Consider the following 20,000-nt stretch of genomic DNA (forward strand, 5'->3'; position numbering starts at 1 on the left):
TTTGTGTTCTTCTCGCATATCTAAACCTTTCCCAATGGATCCTTACTAGGATTAAGCAGTAACGTAAATGCAATAAATATCATGAAAAAATGAATCCAATCCTTTGGTTTAATTTGGCAAGCAAATACCAAATTCCCTGCGGTTAGCCAATTAGTGGTCGGATATGTAGTGTTTCGTCACACATTGCAATTAAACACATATTTTTTAAGCAGAATTCTAAAAACCAACTAGGCTTAAATAAGAAAGGATTAGCTTTTCTATGCGGGTTTATTGTCAGTTTGACAGGTTCAGAGGGGAATTCATTATGAGTATTTTCGACCATTTCCAAGCACGCTACGAAGCCTCAAAGGATGAGGAACTATCCCTACAGGACTTCCTTGGTTTATGTAAAGACGACAAAAGTGCATACGCCAATGCAGCAGAGCGATTACTGATGGCCATCGGTGAGCCAGAGGTCATTGATACTGCACAGGATCCACAACTAAGTCGTATTTTCTCCAATCGCGTGATTTCTCGTTACGACACATTCAAAGACTTCTATGGTATGGAAGATGCGATTGAACAGATCGTTTCGTACCTAAAACACGCCGCTCAAGGTTTAGAAGAACGTAAACAGATCCTTTACCTGTTAGGCCCTGTAGGTGGTGGTAAATCTTCTTTAGCTGAAAAACTCAAAGCACTTATGCAACAAGTACCAGTATACGTACTATCTGCTAACGGTGAGCGTAGCCCTGTCAACGATCACCCTTTCTGCCTATTTGATGTCAGTGAAGACGGTGACTTATTGAAGCAAGAGTACGGCATCGAAAAACGCTATTTACGCTCAATCATGTCACCTTGGGCTGCCAAGCGACTACACGAATTTGGTGGTGATATTTCTAAATTCAAAGTTGTTAAGGTTCGCCCTTCTATTCTTGACCAACTGGCGATCGCGAAAACAGAGCCTGGTGATGAAAACAACCAAGATATCTCGTCCTTGGTGGGTAAAGTCGACATTCGCCAATTAGAGCACTACTCACAAGACGACCCAGATGCCTACAGCTATTCTGGTGCGCTATGTCGAGCTAACCAAGGTTTGATGGAATTTGTTGAGATGTTTAAAGCACCGATCAAAGTGCTGCATCCACTACTTACCGCAACCCAAGAAGGCAACTATAACGGTACGGAAGGGCTATCCGCTCTACCATTTGACGGCATGATCCTCGCTCACTCCAATGAATCAGAATGGCAAACCTTCCGTAACAATAAGAACAATGAGGCATTCCTTGACCGTGTCTACATTGTTAAAGTGCCATATTGTCTCCGTGTAGCGGAAGAAGTGAAGATCTACCAGAAACTGCTTGATCACTCGGAGCTATCAAAAGCGCCGTGCTCACCAAGCACATTAGAACTACTCTCTCAGTTCAGTATTCTTTCTCGTCTGAAAGAGCCAGAAAATTCGTCGATCTTCTCTAAAATGCGTGTCTACGATGGCGAGACATTAAAAGATACCGATCCGAAAGCGAAAAGCTATCAAGAATACCGCGATTTTGCTGGTGTTGATGAAGGAATGTCCGGTCTGTCGACTCGTTTTGCGTTTAAGATCCTATCGCGGGTGTTTAACTTTGACCAAACCGAAGTCGCCGCTAACCCAGTGCACCTGTTCTATGTCATTGAGCAGCAAATCGAGCGCGAACAGTTCCCACAAGAAACCGCAGAGAAGTACCTAGAGTTCCTGAAAGGTTACCTAGTCCCTCGCTACGTAGAATTTATTGGTAAAGAAATTCAGACCGCTTACTTAGAGTCTTATTCTGAATACGGGCAAAACATCTTTGACCGCTACGTCACTTATGCTGACTTCTGGATTCAGGATCAAGAATATCGTGACCCTGAAACTGGCCAACTGTTTGATCGCTCTGCGCTCAACAATGAACTAGAAAAAATCGAAAAAACGGCGGGCATTAGCAACCCGAAAGACTTCCGTAACGAAATCGTTAACTTTGTACTCCGTGCACGAGCTAACAATAATGGCACCAACCCTGTGTGGACCAGTTACGAGAAACTCCGCACCGTGATTGAGAAGAAAATGTTCTCAAATACTGAAGAGTTGCTACCTGTTATCTCATTTAACACTAAAACCTCCTCTGAAGATCAGAAGAAGCATGACGATTTTGTCGCACGCATGATGGAAAAAGGCTATACAGAGAAACAAGTTCGCCTACTTTCGGAATGGTATCTACGCGTACGTAAATCGTCGTAATAGCAGTGTTTTAGCCCATGACTAACCTACCAGAGTTGAGTGCTCTGGTAGGAGACAGGATGCAAGAATGGCCTGCCCCTTCATGTGGGGCGTGTATGAGATAAGGGGTGACTCATGGCGCAATTTATTGACCGACGACTGAACGGCAAAAATAAGAGTGCTGTAAACCGCCAGCGCTTTTTACGCCGCCATAAAGATCAGATTAAAGAATCTGTTGCTGACGCGGTGAATCGCCGTTCAATAACCAATACTGAGACGGGCGAAGATGTCTCTATTCCTCATAAAGACATAAAAGAACCCGTGTTTCACCAAGGCAAAGGTGGGCTCAAAGAGCGTGTTCACCCGGGTAACGACCAATTTATCACTGGTGACAAAATTGAACGCCCTAAAGGTGGAGGCCAAGGCGGAGGTTCTGGTCAAGGTGATGCTAGCGCCGACGGTGAAGGCCAAGATGATTTCGTATTTCAGATCTCCAAAGATGAATACCTAGATATTCTATTCGAAGATTTAGAGCTGCCTAATCTAGAAAAGAATCAAATTAACAAGATCACCGAATGGAAAACGCACCGAGCCGGTTACCAAACTGCAGGTGTGCCAGCCAATATCGCCATCGTCAAATCACTACAGCAATCTTTAGCACGCCGTACAGCGATGACAGCGGGCAAAAAGCGCATGCTTCGTGAACTCGAAGAGGAGCTCGACCAAGTAAAAATGAGCGAACCTGCGCAAATGCTAGAAGAGAAACGCTTACATGACGAGATCAAAAGTTTACGCAGAAAAATAGATAGCGTGCCGTTCATCGATACCTTCGATTTACGCTTTAAAAACTATGAGCGCCGCCCTATCCCATCCAGCCAGGCTGTGATGTTCTGTTTAATGGATGTCTCTGGCTCAATGGACCAAGCAACGAAAGACATCGCCAAGCGTTTCTACGTCTTACTTTATCTATTCCTGACGCGAACCTATGAAAATGTCGAAGTGGTTTTCATACGCCACCACACTCAAGCAAAAGAGGTCGACGAGCACGAGTTTTTCTATTCACAAGAAACCGGGGGAACCATTGTTTCAAGTGCACTTAAGCTAATGAATGAGATCGTTGCTGATCGCTACCCTGTCGGTGAATGGAACATATACGCGGCACAAGCGTCAGATGGCGATAACTGGGCCGATGACTCTCCTCGCTGTCGAGAGCTATTAACCAAGCATCTACTGCCAAACTGTCAGTACTATTCGTACATAGAGATCACTCGTCGTTCTCACCAAACCTTATGGCATGAGTATGAAAAGCTAGAGGGTGGATTTCCCAACTTCGCGATGAAAAACATTCGCAGTGTTGAAGATATCTTCCCTGTATTCAGAGAGCTTTTCAAAAAGGAAACCGCTTAGGGGGCCGATATGACAACAAAAACCAAAAAGCCAACCAAATCCAAAGCACTACCTGACGGACCAGATTGGACATTCGATCTGCTAGAGCGCTACCACGTTGAAATCAAACGAGTCGCTGAACACTATAAATTGGACGCTTACCCCAACCAGATAGAAGTCATCACGTCTGAACAAATGATGGACGCCTATTCAAGTATTGGTATGCCGATTAACTACAACCACTGGTCATTTGGTAAGAAATTTATTCAAACTGAACAAGGCTACAAACACGGTCAGATGGGCCTAGCGTATGAGATTGTGATTAACTCTGACCCATGTATCGCTTACTTAATGGAAGAGAACACAGTCACTATGCAAGCATTGGTAATGGCACACGCTTGCTATGGTCACAACTCATTCTTTAAGGGCAATTACCTATTCCAAACATGGACAGACGCTAGTTCCATTATTGACTATCTATTGTTTGCCAAGAACTACATCGCTGAATGCGAACAAAAATATGGCGTCCAAGAAGTCGAAAACTTACTCGACTCTTGCCACGCTTTAATGAATTTTGGTGTCGACCGCTACAAGCGACCAGAGAAAATCTCAATTGCAGAAGAGAAATCGAGACAAGAAGAGCGTGAGGCTTACTTACAGTCACAGGTAAATGACCTATGGCGAACCGTTCCAAAATCTAAGGTTGAACCGGAAAATCAAAAGGTGCGCTTTCCATCCGAGCCACAAGAAAACATTCTCTATTTCATCGAAAAACATGCCCCATTACTGGAGTCATGGCAACGTGAAATCGTGCGTATCGTGCGTAAAATTAGCCAATACTTTTATCCGCAAAAACAGACTCAGGTGATGAACGAAGGTTGGGCGACTTACTGGCACTACACCATTCTTAACCACTTATATGACGAAGGGCTAGTCACCGACCGGTTTATTCTTGAGTTTCTACACAGCCACACAGGCGTCGTCGCACAACCTGCTTATAACAGCCCTTACTTCAGCGGTATTAACCCTTATGCATTGGGCTTTGCAATGTTCCGCGATATCAGACGTATTTGTGAGGAGCCTACCGATGAAGACAGAGAATGGTTCCCTGACCTCGCTGGCACTGACTGGTTAGAAGCGGTGCATTTTGCGATGAAAAACTTCAAAGATGAGAGCTTCATCAGCCAATACTTGTCACCGAAGTTGATGCGTGATTTTAAGCTGTTTTCCATCGTCGATGATGATCGAAAAAATTATATCGAAGTCAGTGCAATTCATGATGAGAGTGGCTATCGAGCGATTAGAGAAAAGTTAGCGGCGCAGTACAATTTAAGTAATTTAGAACCGAACATTCAGGTGTTCAACGTCGATGTCCGCGGCGATCGCTCGCTAACCCTGCAATATGTTCCTCATGATCGTATTCCTCTCGACGAAAGCTACGATGAAGTGTTGAAACACCTTTATCGTTTATGGGGTTTTGATGTCATTCTTGAGGAGGTCAAGGAGACCGGAAGACGGGAAATCTTAACCACTTGCCCAAAACGCGGCGATTATGACGCGAAGATTTAACCCGATAGCTAAACAAAAAAGGCCCTCAGAGGGCCTTTTTATTCATTTATCGCTTAGCGATGATACTACGAACGATCTCTAAGTCTTCCGGCGTATCAACACCAGCGGCTGGTGCCTGTTTCGCTACTTCGACATGGATCTTTTCACCATACCAAAGCACTCGCAACTGCTCTAAACACTCAATTTTCTCAAGCGCAGTCGGCTGCCAGTTAATGTAAGTATTAATAAAACCTGCACGATAAGCGTAGATACCAATATGACGCATTAATGGCTGCGCAATCTTTTTATCTTGCTGGGCGAAGTTGTCTCGATCCCAAGGGATAGTTGCACGGCTGAAATACATCGCATAGCCATCTTTATCGGTAAGTACTTTAACCGCATTTGGATTAAAGACTTCCGCTTCATCACTAATTTCTACCGCTAATGTCGCCATTGGTGCTTGGCTATTTGCCAAGTTTTCAGCGACTTGAGTAATGATTGAAGGTGGAATTAACGGCTCATCGCCTTGGACATTAACGATAATATGATCATCAGCAATAGCCATTTTCTCAACAACTTCAGCTAGTCGCTCGGTACCTGATTCGTGATCAGGTGAAGTCATACAAACTTGACCGCCAAACGCTTTAACGGCTTGTTCTACACGATTGTCATCCGTCGCGATGATAACTTGGTCAGCTCCTGCTTGAATGGCTTGCTCGTAAACCCATTGAATCATTGGTTTACCACCAATATCCGCAAGAGGTTTACCCGGCAGTCGAGTCGACTGGTAACGCGCAGGAATAACAACAGTGAATGACATTATCTACCCTCGTCCATGCTGATTTTGCGAGCTTCTGGCTCTAACAATACAGGGATACCTTCTTTGATCGGATAAGCTAAACGATCAAACTTACAAACTAGCTCTTGCTTGTCCTTATCAAAGGTTAGCTTTCCTTTACATACTGGACAGGCAACAATCTCAAGTAGACGGTGATCCATACTTTTCCTTAACCTCTTTAATCTTATCTAAAATACGCACTTCGTCAGTAGCACTAAACTCGGCATTCACCGGCAGATACCACCAATTCTCTTTGGCGTAATGTGCACATTTTACTGCGTCTTTTTCAGTCATAATTAGATGCTTACCTTGCGTGGCTAACGCTTCTAACTGTGACGGTTCAAAATCTTTATGGTCAGCAAAACCTTGAGCAACAACTGGAGTCGCACCAAGCTGAGTCAGAGTATTGAAGAATCGAGGTGGATGGCCAATACCAGCCATCGCAACCAAGCTCTCTTTCAGCTCTGTCACTGCCACTCGCTCACCAGTCAATAGATTCACTGCATGTGTGGGTACCAATGACATGCTGGCTTCGTTATCAAGCGCTTGACCACCGTTGGTGATCAGCAAGTCAACCTCTGAGAGACGTTCTACCGATTCTCTAAGTGGGCCCAATGGAATTAAGCACTCATTGCCAAATCGACGCTTGCCATCAATCACCACAATCTCAATATCTCGCTCCAATGCATAATGCTGGAGACCATCGTCGGTGATAATAATATCCACATCCTGCTTCAGCAGCGCCTTAACGGCATCACTGCGAACAGGTGAGACTGATACTGGAGCGCCAGTGCGCTTATAAATCAGTTTAGGCTCATCGCCGCAATGTTTTGGTGATGTATCAGCTTCGACCGTCAATGGGTAAGAAGGTGCTTTAGCACCGTAGCCTCGTGATACTACACCTGGTTTATAGCCGAGCTGTTGCAGTTTCTCGACCAACCAAATCACCACAGGCGTTTTACCATTGCCACCCGCGGTAATATTACCGACAACGATGACAGGGACAGGTGGGCGATATGACGCTTTCTTACCTGTTTGATATTGATGGCGACGGTTTCTACTCACCCAACCAAACAGAACACTCAGTGGCCATAATAGCGGCCACAGTAGGTATTTGATTGGGTGGTTTTCAAACCAAATTTTCTCAATCAAGGCTAAGCACCAAATTGAATTCGATGCAGCTGAGCATAGGCGCCATCTTGCTTGATTAGCTCCGCATGATTGCCACGCTCAACGATTTCACCGTCATCCACAACCAAAATTTCATCGGCATTTTCAATCGTCGATAAGCGGTGTGCGATAACCAGTACCGTCTTGTCTTTCTGCAACTCATCCAATGCGGCTTGGATCGCTTTCTCTGATTCAGTATCAAGAGCCGACGTTGCTTCATCTAGAATCAGCACAGGTGCATCACGCAATAGTGCACGCGCAATGGCGATACGTTGACGTTGACCACCAGATAGACTTGCGCCATTTTCACCAATCACGGTATCTAGCCCATCATCCATATTGTCAACAAAGTCCATTGCATGAGCTAAGCGCGCTGCATGTTCAATCTGTTCACGACTAAACTGCTCTGTCGCAGCATAAGCGATGTTGTTGGCAATGGTATCGTTAAATAAGTGGACGTTTTGCGAAACAAGTGCGAAATGCGTACGCAAGTTACCTAGTGTGTAATCTCTTACGTCAGCATCATCTAAACAAATTGAGCCGGAATCGACATCGTAGAAACGGGTAAACAGGTTTGCAATGGTACTCTTACCTGAGCCTGAACGGCCAACAAGAGCGACTGTTTTGCCTTGCGGAATATTAAAGCTGATCTCACTTAATGCAGGTTTTTCTTTGCCTTGGTAAGTGAACGTCACGTTCTTAACCGCGATCTCACCACGAACTTTATCAGCTTCAAGTTTGCCGTTGTCTTGCTCTGTTTCCAGATCCATCAGCGCAAACAGCGTTTGGCTCGCCGCCATACCACGTTGGAAGTCAGAAGTAACATTGGTTAGGGCTTTAAGCGGGCGCATCAAACCAAACATTGCCGAGAAAACAACCGTGAAAGTACCTGGAGTTAGCTCAGCGCGGATAGAGTCCACGCTCGCTAAAAATAGCACTGCCACTAGTGCAATCGAAGCAATCACCTGAATCACTGGGTTAGCGATAGCTTGAGCCGCGACTAACTTCATTGATTGCTGACGCATTTGATTGCTTACACTGTCAAAACGTTCACGTTCCACATTCTGACCGCCGTAGCTCAAGACGACTTTATGCCCTTTCAGCATTTGCTCCGCTGATGACGTCACATGGCCCATCGCTTCTTGCATATTCTTAGAGATTTTACGGAATCGCTTAGAAACAACACTGATACCCCAAGCTACTAGCGGAGCAATAACGAATAGTACAATAGATAACTGCCAGCTGTTCCAGAACATCAACACCAACAGGCCGATAATACTTGCACCTTCACGCACGATACTCACTAACGCACGACTTGTCGCGCCAGCCACTTGTTCAGAATCGTAAGTAATTCGAGAAAGAAGACCACCAGCAGACTCTTTATCAAAATAAGAGACTGGCATATGCATAAACTGGTTAAAGATAGCTCGTCTCATCTGCATAACAACGTTGCCAGATACCCAGCTTAAGCAGTAGGTTGAGACAAATCCGCTCAGTCCGCGGACAATCATCATACCGAAAATGATGATAGGAAGAACTCGAAGAAAGTTGGATTCAGCATTACCAAAACCTTCATCTAGAAGCGGCTTTAGTAGTGAAACCATGTAAGTGTCAGCAATCGCGTTAACAATCAGTGCAACAACTGCAACCGCCAGACCTGCTTTGTATAAACGGATATAAGTCCACAGGCGCTTGAACGTTTGCCAAGTCGTTTCGTCTTGATTCAATGACATAGAAGTGCTTATTTTTCTTTTACAATATTGCGGCTATTCTACTCCCTTACGCAGCATATGCCTATACCAACTCCCGCCTTTGATATCTCGTAGTCGCGCCACTTTGAAACTATCTGAATAAAACTTCACCGTTATTTGCCCTGAGCTGCCCGTATCGGCCCACTCCGCACCTTGATTTCGGTATCGCTCGACCACCTCTGGATTAGGTAAATCCCATCGACCACCTTTCGCGGTAGAGGCGATCGCCAGTGACGGGCTCACCCGTTCAACAAAATTCGCAATAGAAGAGGTTCTACTACCATGATGAGGAACAATGACAACGTCCGAATCAAGCTTGTCTTCATCGCGAATTAACATCCATTCAGCAATATTTTCTATATCTCCAGTGAGTAACACTTTATGTGGGGCAAGCTGATGGGTGACGCTCACGACACAAGAGTGCGGGTTATAAGCCCTAGTTACCTGCTTCATCGGCCATAGCACTTCTAGCGTAAGATCATACCAAGTAAAGCGTTGCCCTTTAACACACCCGACTCCACCTACATCGACTTGACTGGTGATGATAGATTCAGGCTGCCACCTATCGACCAACCACTGCCAGCCACCAGCATGATCGTTGTCCATATGACTGAGTAACAAATAGTCGACTTTGTTTGCTCCCGATTTAATTAAGTAAGGAGAAATGATTTGCTCAGCAATACTCGACGCTCCCCACGCAGCCCCTGTGTCATAGAGCATAACGCGCTTGTTTTGTCTTATCGCGACGGCTAATCCATGGCCAACATCAAATACGCTCATCTCCCATAGTGGTAGCTTCTGCCATCGAGTGTCACACACAACAAATACAACTAACAGCGCCGCGCTCCCATAACGGTTGAACACTTGGTAAACCACCAGCACGACAACCAATACACCTAACCATTTAACTTCAAAATATGACAGGTCAAGCCAGCCCCACTGCGCATAATCTATTGCCCATGTGACGGGAGTTAAACTTAAGTCCGCTATTGACCATAGCGCCTCTGTATTGATATTGAGATAGCTAACACTGAAAGCACAAAAGAGTAACGGGACAACAATCAAGGTAAACCAAGGCACAAATATCAGGTTATAAACAAAGGCACTGACACTCACGCCATAGAAAAGAAGAGCCGTTACTGGGAGCATAAGCAATACAATCAAGGCCTGAAGCTTAATTGCCTTCAGCCATGTCGGTTGTGATCTTTTCGTGATTGAGAGAAATAGAAAAACAACTCCGACTGCGGCCATCGATAACCATAAGCTGCTGCTCACCACCCAAAAAGGTTCGATGACGAGTAGCACTGAGAGGACCAATAGCCACTTGTACCGATAAGAGAGGTGACCAGAAAACTGTTGTACTAGGCATAAGACGATGCACATTAACATCGCGCGCTGCGTAGGAATCGAAAAACCTGCTAACCAGGCGTAGCCCATAGCAAATGCCAATCCACATAACATCGGAGCGTACGTCATCGTCCAGTGGGCTCTTAGAAACCCTCTTCCCAAGAACCACCCAATTCCAAATGCGATACCAATATGCAAACCAGAAATAGCGATTAAATGGCTGAGTCCGCTCTGTTGTAATTTTCTCCAGCGCTCGGCATCCAGTTCATCTCGTACACCGAACATTAAGGCGAGCAATAGATCGCGGTTTTCTAATTGGACGATGTGGCGGTTAAATTTATCTAGTGCCGCCCCTCTAACCGAGCCGTTACTGACTAGGTAAAAACTCTCACGGCTTTTGATGGTGCCATGACCCACTACAGATTGCGATAAAGCGTAGGTTTCAGCGTCAAAACCGACCCCATTGAGTAAACCTGTGATTGGTTTGAGTGATACTTTAGCCGTTACGGTATCACCTAGTTGAAATAATATCGGGGCTTTGAGCGTAATCTTAGGTTGTAGAAAAGTGCTCAAGGATTGGCCATTGATTGATCTAACTATAACTCTGCCTTGAAAGCCTCGGTTTATTGGTTTAAAAAGGCTGTCAACGTCAGCGATTATGGTAATATCCTGACCTGCTTTAAAAAGTTTTTCTGTTTGCTGTTGCAGCAAGTTGCCATGCATAAATATGACAATGCACGCGAATGCTGCTCCAACACAATATCTCACTTGCCTATACTTGATGGATACGGCTATCAAGATGCAAGGAATGATTAGATATTTCCAATCGGGCATGATTGGCCAATATGGGCTAGTGACGATCAACAACGAAAACGAAATCAGCGACCAATAATTTAAGTAGAGAGTCATATTTCCTTATGCCAAGAAAATTCATCCAACGCTTTATGCCTGACCACGAAGTGATTAAGCGTCAAAAGGCACTAAAGATTTTTGGCAACGTGCTTTATAACCCAAACTTGTGGTGCCTTAACCGACGCTCAGCAGCGGGTGCTTTCGCCGTAGGCCTATTCATGGCTTTTGTTCCACTGCCTAGCCAGATGATCATGTCCGCAGGGCTTGCAATTGCCTGTGGGGTTAACTTGCCGCTATCTGTTGCCCTAGTGTGGGTGAGTAACCCTGTGACCATGCCTGTCCTTTTCTATTTCGCCTACAAAGTGGGAGCTTGGGCAATGAATGTCCCGCCGCAGCATTTCCACTTTGAGCTATCTTGGGAATTTATCCTGCATCAGATGAGTGCTATTGGGCCTCCATTCCTATTGGGATGCTTAATCTGCGGCGTAGTATCGGCAATGCTTGGTTACTTTGGAATAAAAGCTCTGTGGCGTTATTCCGTTGTGCGTAGCTGGCAAAAACGTCAGATCAGAATAAGAGGCCTACTGAAGAAGTAAAATGGCGATGGTGTTGTCACAGCGAAACTAACGCATTGATGAAACAACACTGTAAGACAGAAATGAAAAAAGGACCTGCCGGTCCTTTTTTTGTATTTGTAAGCCCGTGTTATTTAGAACTTAACACCGCTGCTGGGTTGAGCTTACTCGCACGAGAAGCAGGGTACCAGGTTGCTAACAAGCTAAGCACAATGGCTGTGATTGACACCACCACGACATCTAATGGCTCAATTTGCGACGGTAAAAAATCGACAAAGTAGATATCACCGGATAGAAACTTATGACCTATAAGGTTTTCTAGTGCAGAAATCATCGGGGTCAAATTAAGCGCAACAAGCACACCAATGATACTGCCGGCAATACTACCGAAAGCACCAGAGAAGACGCCTTGCCAAACAAAGATACGCTTAACAAGACCATCGCTTGCCCCCATCGTACGCAGAATGGCGATCTCAGCTGCGCGATCTTTTACCGCCATCATAAGCGTAGAAACGATATTAAAGCTCGCAACACCAATTACCAGTACCATCACTAAATACATAATGGTTCGCACTAGCTGAATATCACGATAAAGGAAGCCATACTTCTGCTGCCAACTGCGCAAGTAGACATACACACTTAGGGTATTGCCTGCTTCCCTTACAATCTGTGTTGCTTCTAATACGTCCGTGACTTTAACTGCTACGCCACTTACGCCTTGCCCTAACTTGGCATAGTTCTGCGCATCAGCCAGAGGAATCAAGGCTAAGTTATGATCAATCTGCCCATTCAATGTTAATAAGCCCGCAACTTTTACTCGTACACGCTTAGGCGCTTGAACTTTTGTTGTCGCACCGCCAGTAGGAATCATCAGCGTCAGGTAATCGCCTTTTTTTACACCAAGCAAGTCAGCAACACCTTTACCTAAAATAGCTTGCTGATCACCTGGCTTAAAGGATGCCCATACACTTGGGTCAATAAAGTCACTTAAACTCGATACACGCCCTTCTTGATCAGGGTCGATGCCTCGAACTTCAATCGCTTTAAGTTGCGCGCCTTTTTCAGCCAAAGCCGTGAGCTTAACGTATGGGGCAGCCGCTTCGATCTTAGGGTGTTTTTCCGCTTGTGTGACAACCTGTTGCCATTCAACAAGTGGCCCTCTCACACCTTCGAACTCACCATGGGAGATGACCGACAATACTCGATTATTCAGTTCGCGCTCGAAACCATTCATTGCTGATAAGCCAATAATGATCACCGCGACACCTACAGCAATACCAATGGTTGATGACATCGAAATAAACGACACCATTTTGTTGCGCTGTTTGCCACGGCTAAAGCGGCGAGCAATAAAGTGAGATAGTGAAGAGAACACTTATGCCCCCTCAATATTCAGCAGTAAGCCATCTTGCATGTGCAGTTGGCGATCCATTTTCGCTGCCAACTCACCATCATGCGTTACGACAAGAAAGGCAGTTTGCGATTCTTGGTTTAATTCACGCATCAGGTCATAAATCGCCAATGCTGTCTTATGGTCCAAATTACCTGTCGGCTCATCGGCCAGTACCAGTGCCGGGTTATTCACTAACGCACGCGCGATCGCCACACGTTGACGTTCACCACCAGACAACTCTGATGGACGGTGGTCCAAACGATGAGTCAGCCCGACTTTATCAAGCAGTGCCTTTGCAGCCTGTTTCGCCGCCGCGACTTTGGTGCCACCAATCAGAAGCGGCATCGCCACGTTTTCAACTGCACTAAAGTCAGATAACAAATGGTGGAACTGATAAACGAAGCCTAAATGCTGATTGCGTAATTTGGCTTGCTTGTTTGAACTCAATTTAGATAAGTCTTGATCGAGAAACGTCACATGCCCTTCTGTCGCTTCATCGAGCGCCCCAAGAATATGCAATAAAGTACTTTTACCTGAGCCAGAGCTACCAATAATTGAGGCCAGCTCAGCACGCTGAAGTCCAAAACTCACACCCTTTAATACTTGAGTATCAAACGCACCCTCTCGATACGTTTTACAAACGTTATAACACTGTAGAAGGTTACTCATATCTCAAAGCCTCGGCTGGTTTTACAGAAGATGCGCGGTAAGACGGGAGTAGCGTTGCAATCAGGCTCAGCGCAATCGCCATAACCACAACAATCGTAATTTGAATTGGGTTAATCAACACGGGCAGTTCTCCACCCACAGAAAACAGCGCGACACCAGCTGCTTCTAAAATGGCATTTAAGTTACTTGCTAGAGCTACGCCAAGGGCCCCACCAATAAAAGCACCGATCACTCCGCTGCTGGCACCTTGCACCATAAAAATAGCCAGCACTTGTCTGTCACTCATACCCTGCGTTTTCAAGATAGCGACTTCCGACTGTTTTTCCATCACCACCATAATCAGTGCCGAGATGATGTTGAAAGCCGCAACGCCAATGATCAGACCAAGCATAAGGCCCATCATGTTCTTTTCCATTCGCACAGCTTGAAACAGCTCGCCGCGTTGGTCGCGCCAATCTTGCCACTTCCAACCCTGAGGTAAAGGTTGTTCACTTAAATCAGCCACCACAAATGGGTCATTAAAGAACAAGCGCCAACCTGTCATGGTGTCTGGCTTCAATCGCATCAGTTTTCCAGCGTCTTGAATGTGCGTCAGCATTAACTGTCCATCGACATCCGAACCGGTATTGTAGATGCCTGCAACGGTAAATAATCGCTGACTTGGTATACGACCAAGAGGGGTAAACTGACTCGCACTGGTCACCATTAGACGGACTTTATCTCCAATAGAGACATCCAAAGAACGCGCCAAGGTGTGACCAATGAAAATCTGGTACTTGCCCGCTTGTAGATTCTCTAACCTACCAGCAATGAGGTGCTGTTCAATAGGATCATGTTCTGACGGTTTAATGCCAATTAGTAACCCTGCACTTAATTGACTTGCGCTTTGTAATACCGCTTCGCTTTGAACTATCGGTTCAGGGTGCGCTGCATCAGACAGTTGGCGAATAAACTCTGGGGCTTGTTCTAAGCGCTCTGTCTTGCCATCGATTTGAGACACAATCGCTTGTGGCAGAACACCCAAGATTCGGCCTTTAAGCTGAGCTTCAAAGCCATTCATGACGGACAAAACAGTAACTAAAGACATCACACCGATCGTGATACCCGCTGTCGACATATAAGAGACAAAACGACTAAACCTATCACCGGATCGCCCTCGCAAGTAGCGCAACCCAATAAAGGTAGAGACTGGATGAAACATAGTAGAAACCAAAGTTAGAGTCTTAAGACCTAATTAATGAGGTTACTCTACCGATTAAATCGCCTTGGGTGTAGTGTTTAATTGCCAATTAGTCGTTAAATTATGTAATAAACAAAGGGATACCTTGATTCCTTGTCAGGTATAACGATAATCAAAACTATATAAAGAAGGAATCGAGCATGTCAGACCAAGAATTTTTCACCGTGAACCACACGATGACGGTGAATGTTGAGCCATTAGCGGAAGGTGAACACTTTCCAAGCTACGACAATTTTGAAGGTGAAATCCCTGCGCCGTTCATCGTCGCAAGTGAATTTAGCCACTTAGACATGCTTAATGATAGTGCGCGCGCCGAGCTGAAAAACAACGATTTCAAGCACGTAATTCAACTGCTTGATACGCAAAACTCTAAGCTCAACCTACTGCTAACATTTATGCTTTCGCAGCAAGATGATCCATCACTGCGCCACCAGACTCATTCGTTTGGTGCAAGCCAATTCAGTTACTACAGCCAGCACGCTATCGCTATCGATATTGAGACAAAAGTTCGAGTTAAACTGTTTTTGGAGCACCCTGCGGCGGCAATTTATTGCTACGGGCACATTGCCCACATCGAAGACCAAAGCGATAAAAAGCTAATTACGGTTAAATACGATTTACTCAGAGATCTCGACCAAGACCTACTTATCAAAGCCGCTCTTTTCCAGCAACAAAAGTTATTACGTCAGCGTTCGCTTAACCGCGAGAAATAATCAAATACTATGCCTAACACATCTTTATTTAATCTCGCCGGTGCCCAAGGTGCTGGAGACAAGAAACAGATCGGAAACCTGCATGGGTCCAGCTTAGCTATCGCTATTTCAGAGCTTGCTGCAAACCATGGTGCACACACTCTACTCGCAGTTCCCGACCCTCAAACAGCCTTAAAGCTATTACAGGAAATCGAACAGTTTACCACTCAAGAAGTGTCACTGTTTCCTGATTGGGAAACGCTGCCTTACGACAGTTTTTCTCCACACCAAGAGATTATCTCTGACCGTATTTCACGCCTGTATCAACTGCCAACGCAAACCAGTGGCATTACTATCGTTCCAGTGGGCACGCTACTTCAGCGTCAATCCCCGCGTGACTACTTAATGCAGCATACGCTGATGGTTAAAGTGGGCGACCTTTTCTCACTTGAGAAGCTGCGCATTCAACTTGAAAAGTCAGGCTATCGTCATGTTGATCAAGTATTTGGTCCCGGTGAGTATGCAAGCCGCGGCTCGATTCTTGATTTGTTCCCAATGGGCTCGAAAGACCCATTCCGTATTGATTTCTTCGATGACGAGATTGATACCATCCGCACGTTTGACCCTGAGAATCAGCGCTCTATTGAGGACACGAAAGAAATTCGACTGCTTCCTGCACACGAATTCCCGACGTCAGAAAGTGCTATTGAAGACTTCCGCATCCGTTGGCGTCAGCGCTTCGAAGCACGTAGAGAGCCAGAATCAGTATACATGCAAGTATCTAAAGGCACATGGCCAGCGGGTATTGAATACTGGCAGCCGCTGTTTTTTGAACAAACAGAAACCTTATTTGATTACATTCCTGAAGACAGCCAGTTGCTGACGGTTGGGAATATCGAAGAGTCTATCGATACCTTCTTAACGGACGTCGACTACCGCTACGACCAGCGTAAGGTCGATCCTTTACGTCCGCTGTTACCGCCAGAAGAGCTATGGCTAAAGAAAGATCAACTATTCAGCTACTTTAAACACCTACCTCAGGTGCAGTTGTTTGTTGAACCAGTAACAGAAAAGCAAGGTCGCAGTAACCCTGACTTATCGCCGCTACCTGATTTGGCCGTCCAGCATCAAAACAAAGAGCCGATGGCGGCACTGCGCCAATTCAGTGAATCATTCTCTGGCAAAATTGTCTTTTCCGTAGAATCTGAGGGACGCCGTGAAGCGCTTCTTGAACTACTGCAAAGAATCAAATTACGCCCAGAAGAATTTGGCTGTTTGGATCAAGCCTTAAATAGCGCCAATAAGTTTAGTCTCGTGCTTGGCGCAGCAGAACATGGTTTTATCTTTGGCAGCGATCAAGTCGCCTTTATCTGTGAAAGCGATATCCTTGGTGACCGCGTCATCCAGCGCAGACGAAAAGATCGCAAAGCAACCAATAGCGATGCCGTTATTCGCAACCTTGCCGAACTTCAGCCAGGTCAGCCTGTGGTGCATATCGACCACGGCATTGGTCGCTATACTGGTCTGCAAACGCTAGAAGCAGGCGGCATGATCACAGAATACGTGACGCTTGAGTATCAAAATGAAGCCAAACTGTATGTACCTGTTGCCTCTTTAAACCTTATCAGCCGTTACTCTGGCGGCGCTGAAGATGGCGCTCCGATCCATAAACTTGGCGGTGAAGCTTGGGCTAAAGCGCGCCGTAAAGCTGCGGAAAAAGTGCGAGATGTCGCGGCAGAGCTGCTTGACGTGTATGCCAAGAGAGAGCTCAAGCCCGGTTACAAATTCGAGTTGGATCGTGGCCAATACGCGACGTTCAAAGCGGGCTTCCCATTCGAAGAAACTGATGATCAATCGATGGCGATCAACGCTGTTATGTCGGATATGTGCCAAGCGAAAGCAATGGATCGTCTGGTATGTGGTGATGTGGGCTTTGGTAAAACCGAAGTGGCAATGCGCGCTGCGTTTGTTGCCACCGACAACGGTAAGCAAGTGGCTGTGTTAGTACCGACAACCCTGCTGGCCCAACAACACTTTGAAAACTTCCGTGATAGATTCGCTAACTTACCTATCCGAGTCGAAGTACTGTCACGCTTTAAAACCGCCAAAGAACAAAAGCAAGTCTTACAAGATATCGAAGAAGGTAAAGTCGATTTAGTCGTTGGTACCCACAAGCTACTGTCGAATGACATCAAGTTCAAAGATTTGGGTCTACTGATTGTCGATGAAGAACACCGCTTCGGAGTTCGTCAAAAAGAGAAGATGAAAGCCATGCGCGCCGACGTCGATATCTTAACTTTAACCGCAACGCCTATTCCTAGAACCTTGAATATGGCGATGAGTGGTATGCGAGACTTATCGATTATCGCAACGCCACCAGCAAGACGCTTAGCCATTAAGACTTTTGTTCGCCAGAGTGATGACGCTGTAGTTCGCGAAGCGGTATTGCGTGAAATCATGCGTGGTGGTCAGGTCTACTTCCTGCACAACCAAGTTGAGACCATCGAAAAAGTCGCGGCGGATCTGGAAAAGCTCGTGCCTGAAGCCCGCGTTACCGTCGCCCATGGTCAAATGCGTGAGCGTGAGCTTGAACGCATCATGAACGATTTCTACCACCAGCGATTTAATCTATTGGTTTGTACCACTATTATCGAAACGGGTATCGACGTTCCAACCGCTAACACCATCATCATGGATCGCGCGGATAACTTAGGCTTGGCGCAGTTGCACCAACTTCGTGGCCGCGTGGGTCGTTCACACCACCAAGCATACGCTTACTTGATGACACCGCATCCAAAGGCTATGACTAAAGATGCGATTAAACGTCTCGATGCAATCGCCTCATTAGAGGACTTAGGCGCGGGCTTTACCTTGGCAACCCATGATTTAGAGATTCGTGGTGCAGGTGAATTGTTGGGTGACGAGCAAAGTGGTCAGATTCAATCGGTCGGCTTTACTCTATATATGGAAATGTTAGAGCAAGCAGTAGAAGCACTGAAAGAAGGTAAAGAGCCTTCACTGGATGAGCTACTGCGTGACCAAACCGAAGTCGAGATGCGCCTACCTGCTCTATTACCTGATGACTATATCCCAGATATCAATACGCGCTTATCTATGTATAAACAGATTGCTAGCGTCAGCAGTGAACAAGAGCTGGGTGAGCTGAAGATTGAGCTGATTGACCGATTCGGCTTGTTACCTGACGCTACGAAGAATTTGCTTTCCGTCGCTCAGTTAAAATTAGAAGCCGCTGCACTGAAAGTGAAAAAGATTGAAGCGCATGACAAGGGTGGCTTTATCGAATTCTATCCAGATGCTGACATTAACCCTATGTATTTGGTTAAACTATTGCAATCTCAGCCACAAAAATTCGCAATGGATGGACCAACTAAGTTCAAGTTTACGATACCATTGGTTGATAGACGCAAACGCATACAATTTGTTAATGACATACTGGGCGAGTTCCAGCAAAATCTATTACCAAAAGCCTGATTGTTCAAAATATTTAATTTGAGGCACCAAGTGCCTCTTGATGGAGTTGTAATGAAAAAACTGATCCCGCTGTTGCTAATGTTAGTTGCCATGCCCTCTATGGCGCAGCGCCAATTCGATATCGAAGTGATCATTTTTAAGCGTGCCGTCGACGCAGAGAAAACAGCTGAGTCATGGCCAAATGACTTACCTAAAATCGATCTTGAACGAGCTGGCTCTTTTTCGGACACCAATTACCGTTCGAAGAAGGGAGTCCAAATGCTGCCTTACTCTGCGTATAAGCTAAATGGTGAGGTTGAAAAGCTAAGACGTCATGCTGGCTTTCAAGTTTTAATGCACAAAGCTTGGCGTCAAGGCGATCAAGGCCGCTTTAGTGCACCAACGTTTCATATCCAAGCAGGCAAAGATTTTTCAAACAAATTTAATCAAGACGGCTCAATGATTGGCAGCAACAGCGGTACTCAAGCACTAGAAGGGATTCAAGAAGAGTCGATTCCTAAGGCGCTTTACCAGCTAGATGGTAAATTGCAGATCTACGTTGAGCATTATTTGTATGCAGACGTTGAGCTAGACCTTAAAGCACCGAGCGTTCGTGAGGTAATTATCGAGGAAAACAAACCGGAAGTACTTGATCAAGAACTCAGCGGCGACGACCAAGTGGTACAAGTCGGCTTAATGGAAGATGTCACACCAACTGTGCGTGCAGAAGAGTTCCTAAAAAGCTACCGCCTAGACCAAAAGCGTCGTATGCGCAGTACAGAAACTCACTACTTAGATCACCCACTTCTTGGCATGATCATTCAAGTACGCCGAGTTAATCAATAAAGGC

At 45.7% G+C, this 20,000-nt stretch carries 15 protein-coding genes; 7 read left to right on the plus strand and 8 right to left on the minus strand.

The genetic code is table 11. From position 1 onward, the window contains the following. Positions 1 to 304: 304 nt before the first annotated feature. The 3 genes from ACHUFZ_RS02730 to ACHUFZ_RS02740 all read left to right on the plus strand — a co-directional run bounded on the left by ACHUFZ_RS02730 (position 305) and on the right by ACHUFZ_RS02740 (position 5,173). The gene (locus tag ACHUFZ_RS02730) at positions 305 to 2,239 is read left to right on the plus strand and encodes a PrkA family serine protein kinase (RefSeq protein ID WP_394125766.1); all 1,935 of its coding nucleotides are present in this window, start codon (positions 305 to 307) and stop codon (positions 2,237 to 2,239) included. A gap of 114 nt (positions 2,240 to 2,353) precedes the next feature. Further along, positions 2,354 to 3,625 carry a YeaH/YhbH family protein gene (locus tag ACHUFZ_RS02735; protein ID WP_394125767.1) on the plus strand — a complete coding sequence of 424 codons (1,272 nt, stop codon included), beginning with the start codon at positions 2,354 to 2,356 and terminating at the stop codon, positions 3,623 to 3,625. Positions 3,626 to 3,634: 9 nt separating this feature from the next. After that, positions 3,635 to 5,173 (plus strand): SpoVR family protein, encoded by a 1,539-nt coding sequence (locus tag ACHUFZ_RS02740; protein ID WP_394125768.1) that lies wholly within the window; start codon positions 3,635 to 3,637, stop codon positions 5,171 to 5,173. A 46-nt stretch (positions 5,174 to 5,219) separates the two neighbouring features. On the opposite strand, the gene kdsB is transcribed toward ACHUFZ_RS02740, so the two are convergent. Genes kdsB through ACHUFZ_RS02765 form a run of 5 tightly spaced genes read right to left on the minus strand, consistent with a single transcriptional unit; the run spans position 5,220 to position 11,167 of the window. Next, on the minus strand, positions 5,220 to 5,972 hold the full coding sequence (gene kdsB / locus ACHUFZ_RS02745) for a 3-deoxy-manno-octulosonate cytidylyltransferase (protein ID WP_394125769.1): 753 nt from the start codon (positions 5,970 to 5,972) through the stop codon (positions 5,220 to 5,222). Next, positions 5,972 to 6,151 (minus strand): Trm112 family protein, encoded by a 180-nt coding sequence (locus tag ACHUFZ_RS02750; protein WP_004414444.1) that lies wholly within the window; start codon positions 6,149 to 6,151, stop codon positions 5,972 to 5,974. The genes kdsB and ACHUFZ_RS02750 overlap by 1 nt, the downstream gene beginning before the upstream one ends. After that, positions 6,132 to 7,142, minus strand: coding sequence for a tetraacyldisaccharide 4'-kinase (lpxK, locus tag ACHUFZ_RS02755; RefSeq protein ID WP_394125770.1), 1,011 nt, complete (start codon positions 7,140 to 7,142; stop codon positions 6,132 to 6,134). Before lpxK ends, ACHUFZ_RS02750 begins: the two co-directional genes overlap by 20 nt. Before the next feature lie 2 nt (positions 7,143 to 7,144). Next, entirely contained in the window at positions 7,145 to 8,893 is a 1,749-nt protein-coding gene (msbA, locus tag ACHUFZ_RS02760) for a lipid A ABC transporter ATP-binding protein/permease MsbA (protein WP_394125771.1), read from the minus strand. 33 nt (positions 8,894 to 8,926) lie between these two features. Continuing rightward, on the minus strand, positions 8,927 to 11,167 hold the full coding sequence (locus tag ACHUFZ_RS02765) for a DNA internalization-related competence protein ComEC/Rec2 (RefSeq protein ID WP_394125772.1): 2,241 nt from the start codon (positions 11,165 to 11,167) through the stop codon (positions 8,927 to 8,929). A gap of 8 nt (positions 11,168 to 11,175) precedes the next feature. Between ACHUFZ_RS02765 and ACHUFZ_RS02770 the strand changes: the two genes are divergently transcribed. Further along, entirely contained in the window at positions 11,176 to 11,706 is a 531-nt protein-coding gene (locus ACHUFZ_RS02770; protein WP_134833802.1) for a DUF2062 domain-containing protein, read from the plus strand. 109 nt (positions 11,707 to 11,815) lie between these two features. On the opposite strand, the gene lolE is transcribed toward ACHUFZ_RS02770, so the two are convergent. The 3 genes from lolE to lolC are packed head-to-tail and all read right to left on the minus strand — an operon-like array spanning position 11,816 to position 14,948. Then, positions 11,816 to 13,060 carry a lipoprotein-releasing ABC transporter permease subunit LolE gene (lolE, locus tag ACHUFZ_RS02775; protein ID WP_394125773.1) on the minus strand — a complete coding sequence of 415 codons (1,245 nt, stop codon included), beginning with the start codon at positions 13,058 to 13,060 and terminating at the stop codon, positions 11,816 to 11,818. Continuing rightward, on the minus strand, positions 13,061 to 13,747 hold the full coding sequence (lolD, locus tag ACHUFZ_RS02780) for a lipoprotein-releasing ABC transporter ATP-binding protein LolD (RefSeq protein ID WP_394125774.1): 687 nt from the start codon (positions 13,745 to 13,747) through the stop codon (positions 13,061 to 13,063). Further along, positions 13,740 to 14,948: a lipoprotein-releasing ABC transporter permease subunit LolC gene (gene lolC, locus ACHUFZ_RS02785; RefSeq protein WP_394125775.1), complete on the minus strand. Its 1,209-nt coding sequence runs from the start codon at positions 14,946 to 14,948 to the stop codon at positions 13,740 to 13,742. The genes lolD and lolC overlap by 8 nt, the downstream gene beginning before the upstream one ends. 179 nt (positions 14,949 to 15,127) lie before the next feature. Between lolC and ACHUFZ_RS02790 the strand changes: the two genes are divergently transcribed. From ACHUFZ_RS02790 to ACHUFZ_RS02800, 3 genes are read left to right on the plus strand one after another with little or no spacing between them, the layout of a single operon-like run. After that, a complete protein-coding gene (locus tag ACHUFZ_RS02790) occupies positions 15,128 to 15,700 on the plus strand; it encodes a PilZ domain-containing protein (RefSeq protein ID WP_394125776.1) in 573 nt (190 codons plus the stop codon). A 9-nt stretch (positions 15,701 to 15,709) separates the two neighbouring features. Beyond that, positions 15,710 to 19,171 (plus strand): transcription-repair coupling factor, encoded by a 3,462-nt coding sequence (gene mfd / locus ACHUFZ_RS02795; RefSeq protein WP_394125777.1) that lies wholly within the window; start codon positions 15,710 to 15,712, stop codon positions 19,169 to 19,171. A gap of 51 nt (positions 19,172 to 19,222) precedes the next feature. Beyond that, positions 19,223 to 19,996: a peptidoglycan binding protein CsiV gene (locus ACHUFZ_RS02800; RefSeq protein WP_394125778.1), complete on the plus strand. Its 774-nt coding sequence runs from the start codon at positions 19,223 to 19,225 to the stop codon at positions 19,994 to 19,996. Positions 19,997 to 20,000 lie beyond the last annotated feature (4 nt).

The sequence above is a fragment of the Vibrio hepatarius genome (genome assembly GCF_043642085.1).
GTDB lineage: Bacteria > Pseudomonadota > Gammaproteobacteria > Enterobacterales > Vibrionaceae > Vibrio > Vibrio hepatarius_C.

What these genes read in the sequence shown, in the direction of transcription:
- ACHUFZ_RS02730 (WP_394125766.1), top strand. Translation starts at nt 305, where the DNA reads ATGAGTATTTTCGACCATTTCCAAGCACGCTACGAAGCCTCAAAGGAT.
- ACHUFZ_RS02735 (WP_394125767.1), top strand. Translation starts at nt 2,354, where the DNA reads ATGGCGCAATTTATTGACCGACGACTGAACGGCAAAAATAAGAGTGCT.
- ACHUFZ_RS02740 (WP_394125768.1), top strand. Translation starts at nt 3,635, where the DNA reads ATGACAACAAAAACCAAAAAGCCAACCAAATCCAAAGCACTACCTGAC.
- kdsB (WP_394125769.1), bottom strand. Translation starts at nt 5,972, where the DNA reads ATGTCATTCACTGTTGTTATTCCTGCGCGTTACCAGTCGACTCGACTG.
- ACHUFZ_RS02750 (WP_004414444.1), bottom strand. Translation starts at nt 6,151, where the DNA reads ATGGATCACCGTCTACTTGAGATTGTTGCCTGTCCAGTATGTAAAGGA.
- msbA (WP_394125771.1), bottom strand. Translation starts at nt 8,893, where the DNA reads ATGTCATTGAATCAAGACGAAACGACTTGGCAAACGTTCAAGCGCCTG.
- ACHUFZ_RS02765 (WP_394125772.1), bottom strand. Translation starts at nt 11,167, where the DNA reads ATGACTCTCTACTTAAATTATTGGTCGCTGATTTCGTTTTCGTTGTTG.
- ACHUFZ_RS02770 (WP_134833802.1), top strand. Translation starts at nt 11,176, where the DNA reads ATGCCAAGAAAATTCATCCAACGCTTTATGCCTGACCACGAAGTGATT.
- lolD (WP_394125774.1), bottom strand. Translation starts at nt 13,747, where the DNA reads ATGAGTAACCTTCTACAGTGTTATAACGTTTGTAAAACGTATCGAGAG.
- lolC (WP_394125775.1), bottom strand. Translation starts at nt 14,948, where the DNA reads ATGTTTCATCCAGTCTCTACCTTTATTGGGTTGCGCTACTTGCGAGGG.
- ACHUFZ_RS02790 (WP_394125776.1), top strand. Translation starts at nt 15,128, where the DNA reads ATGTCAGACCAAGAATTTTTCACCGTGAACCACACGATGACGGTGAAT.
- mfd (WP_394125777.1), top strand. Translation starts at nt 15,710, where the DNA reads ATGCCTAACACATCTTTATTTAATCTCGCCGGTGCCCAAGGTGCTGGA.
- ACHUFZ_RS02800 (WP_394125778.1), top strand. Translation starts at nt 19,223, where the DNA reads ATGAAAAAACTGATCCCGCTGTTGCTAATGTTAGTTGCCATGCCCTCT.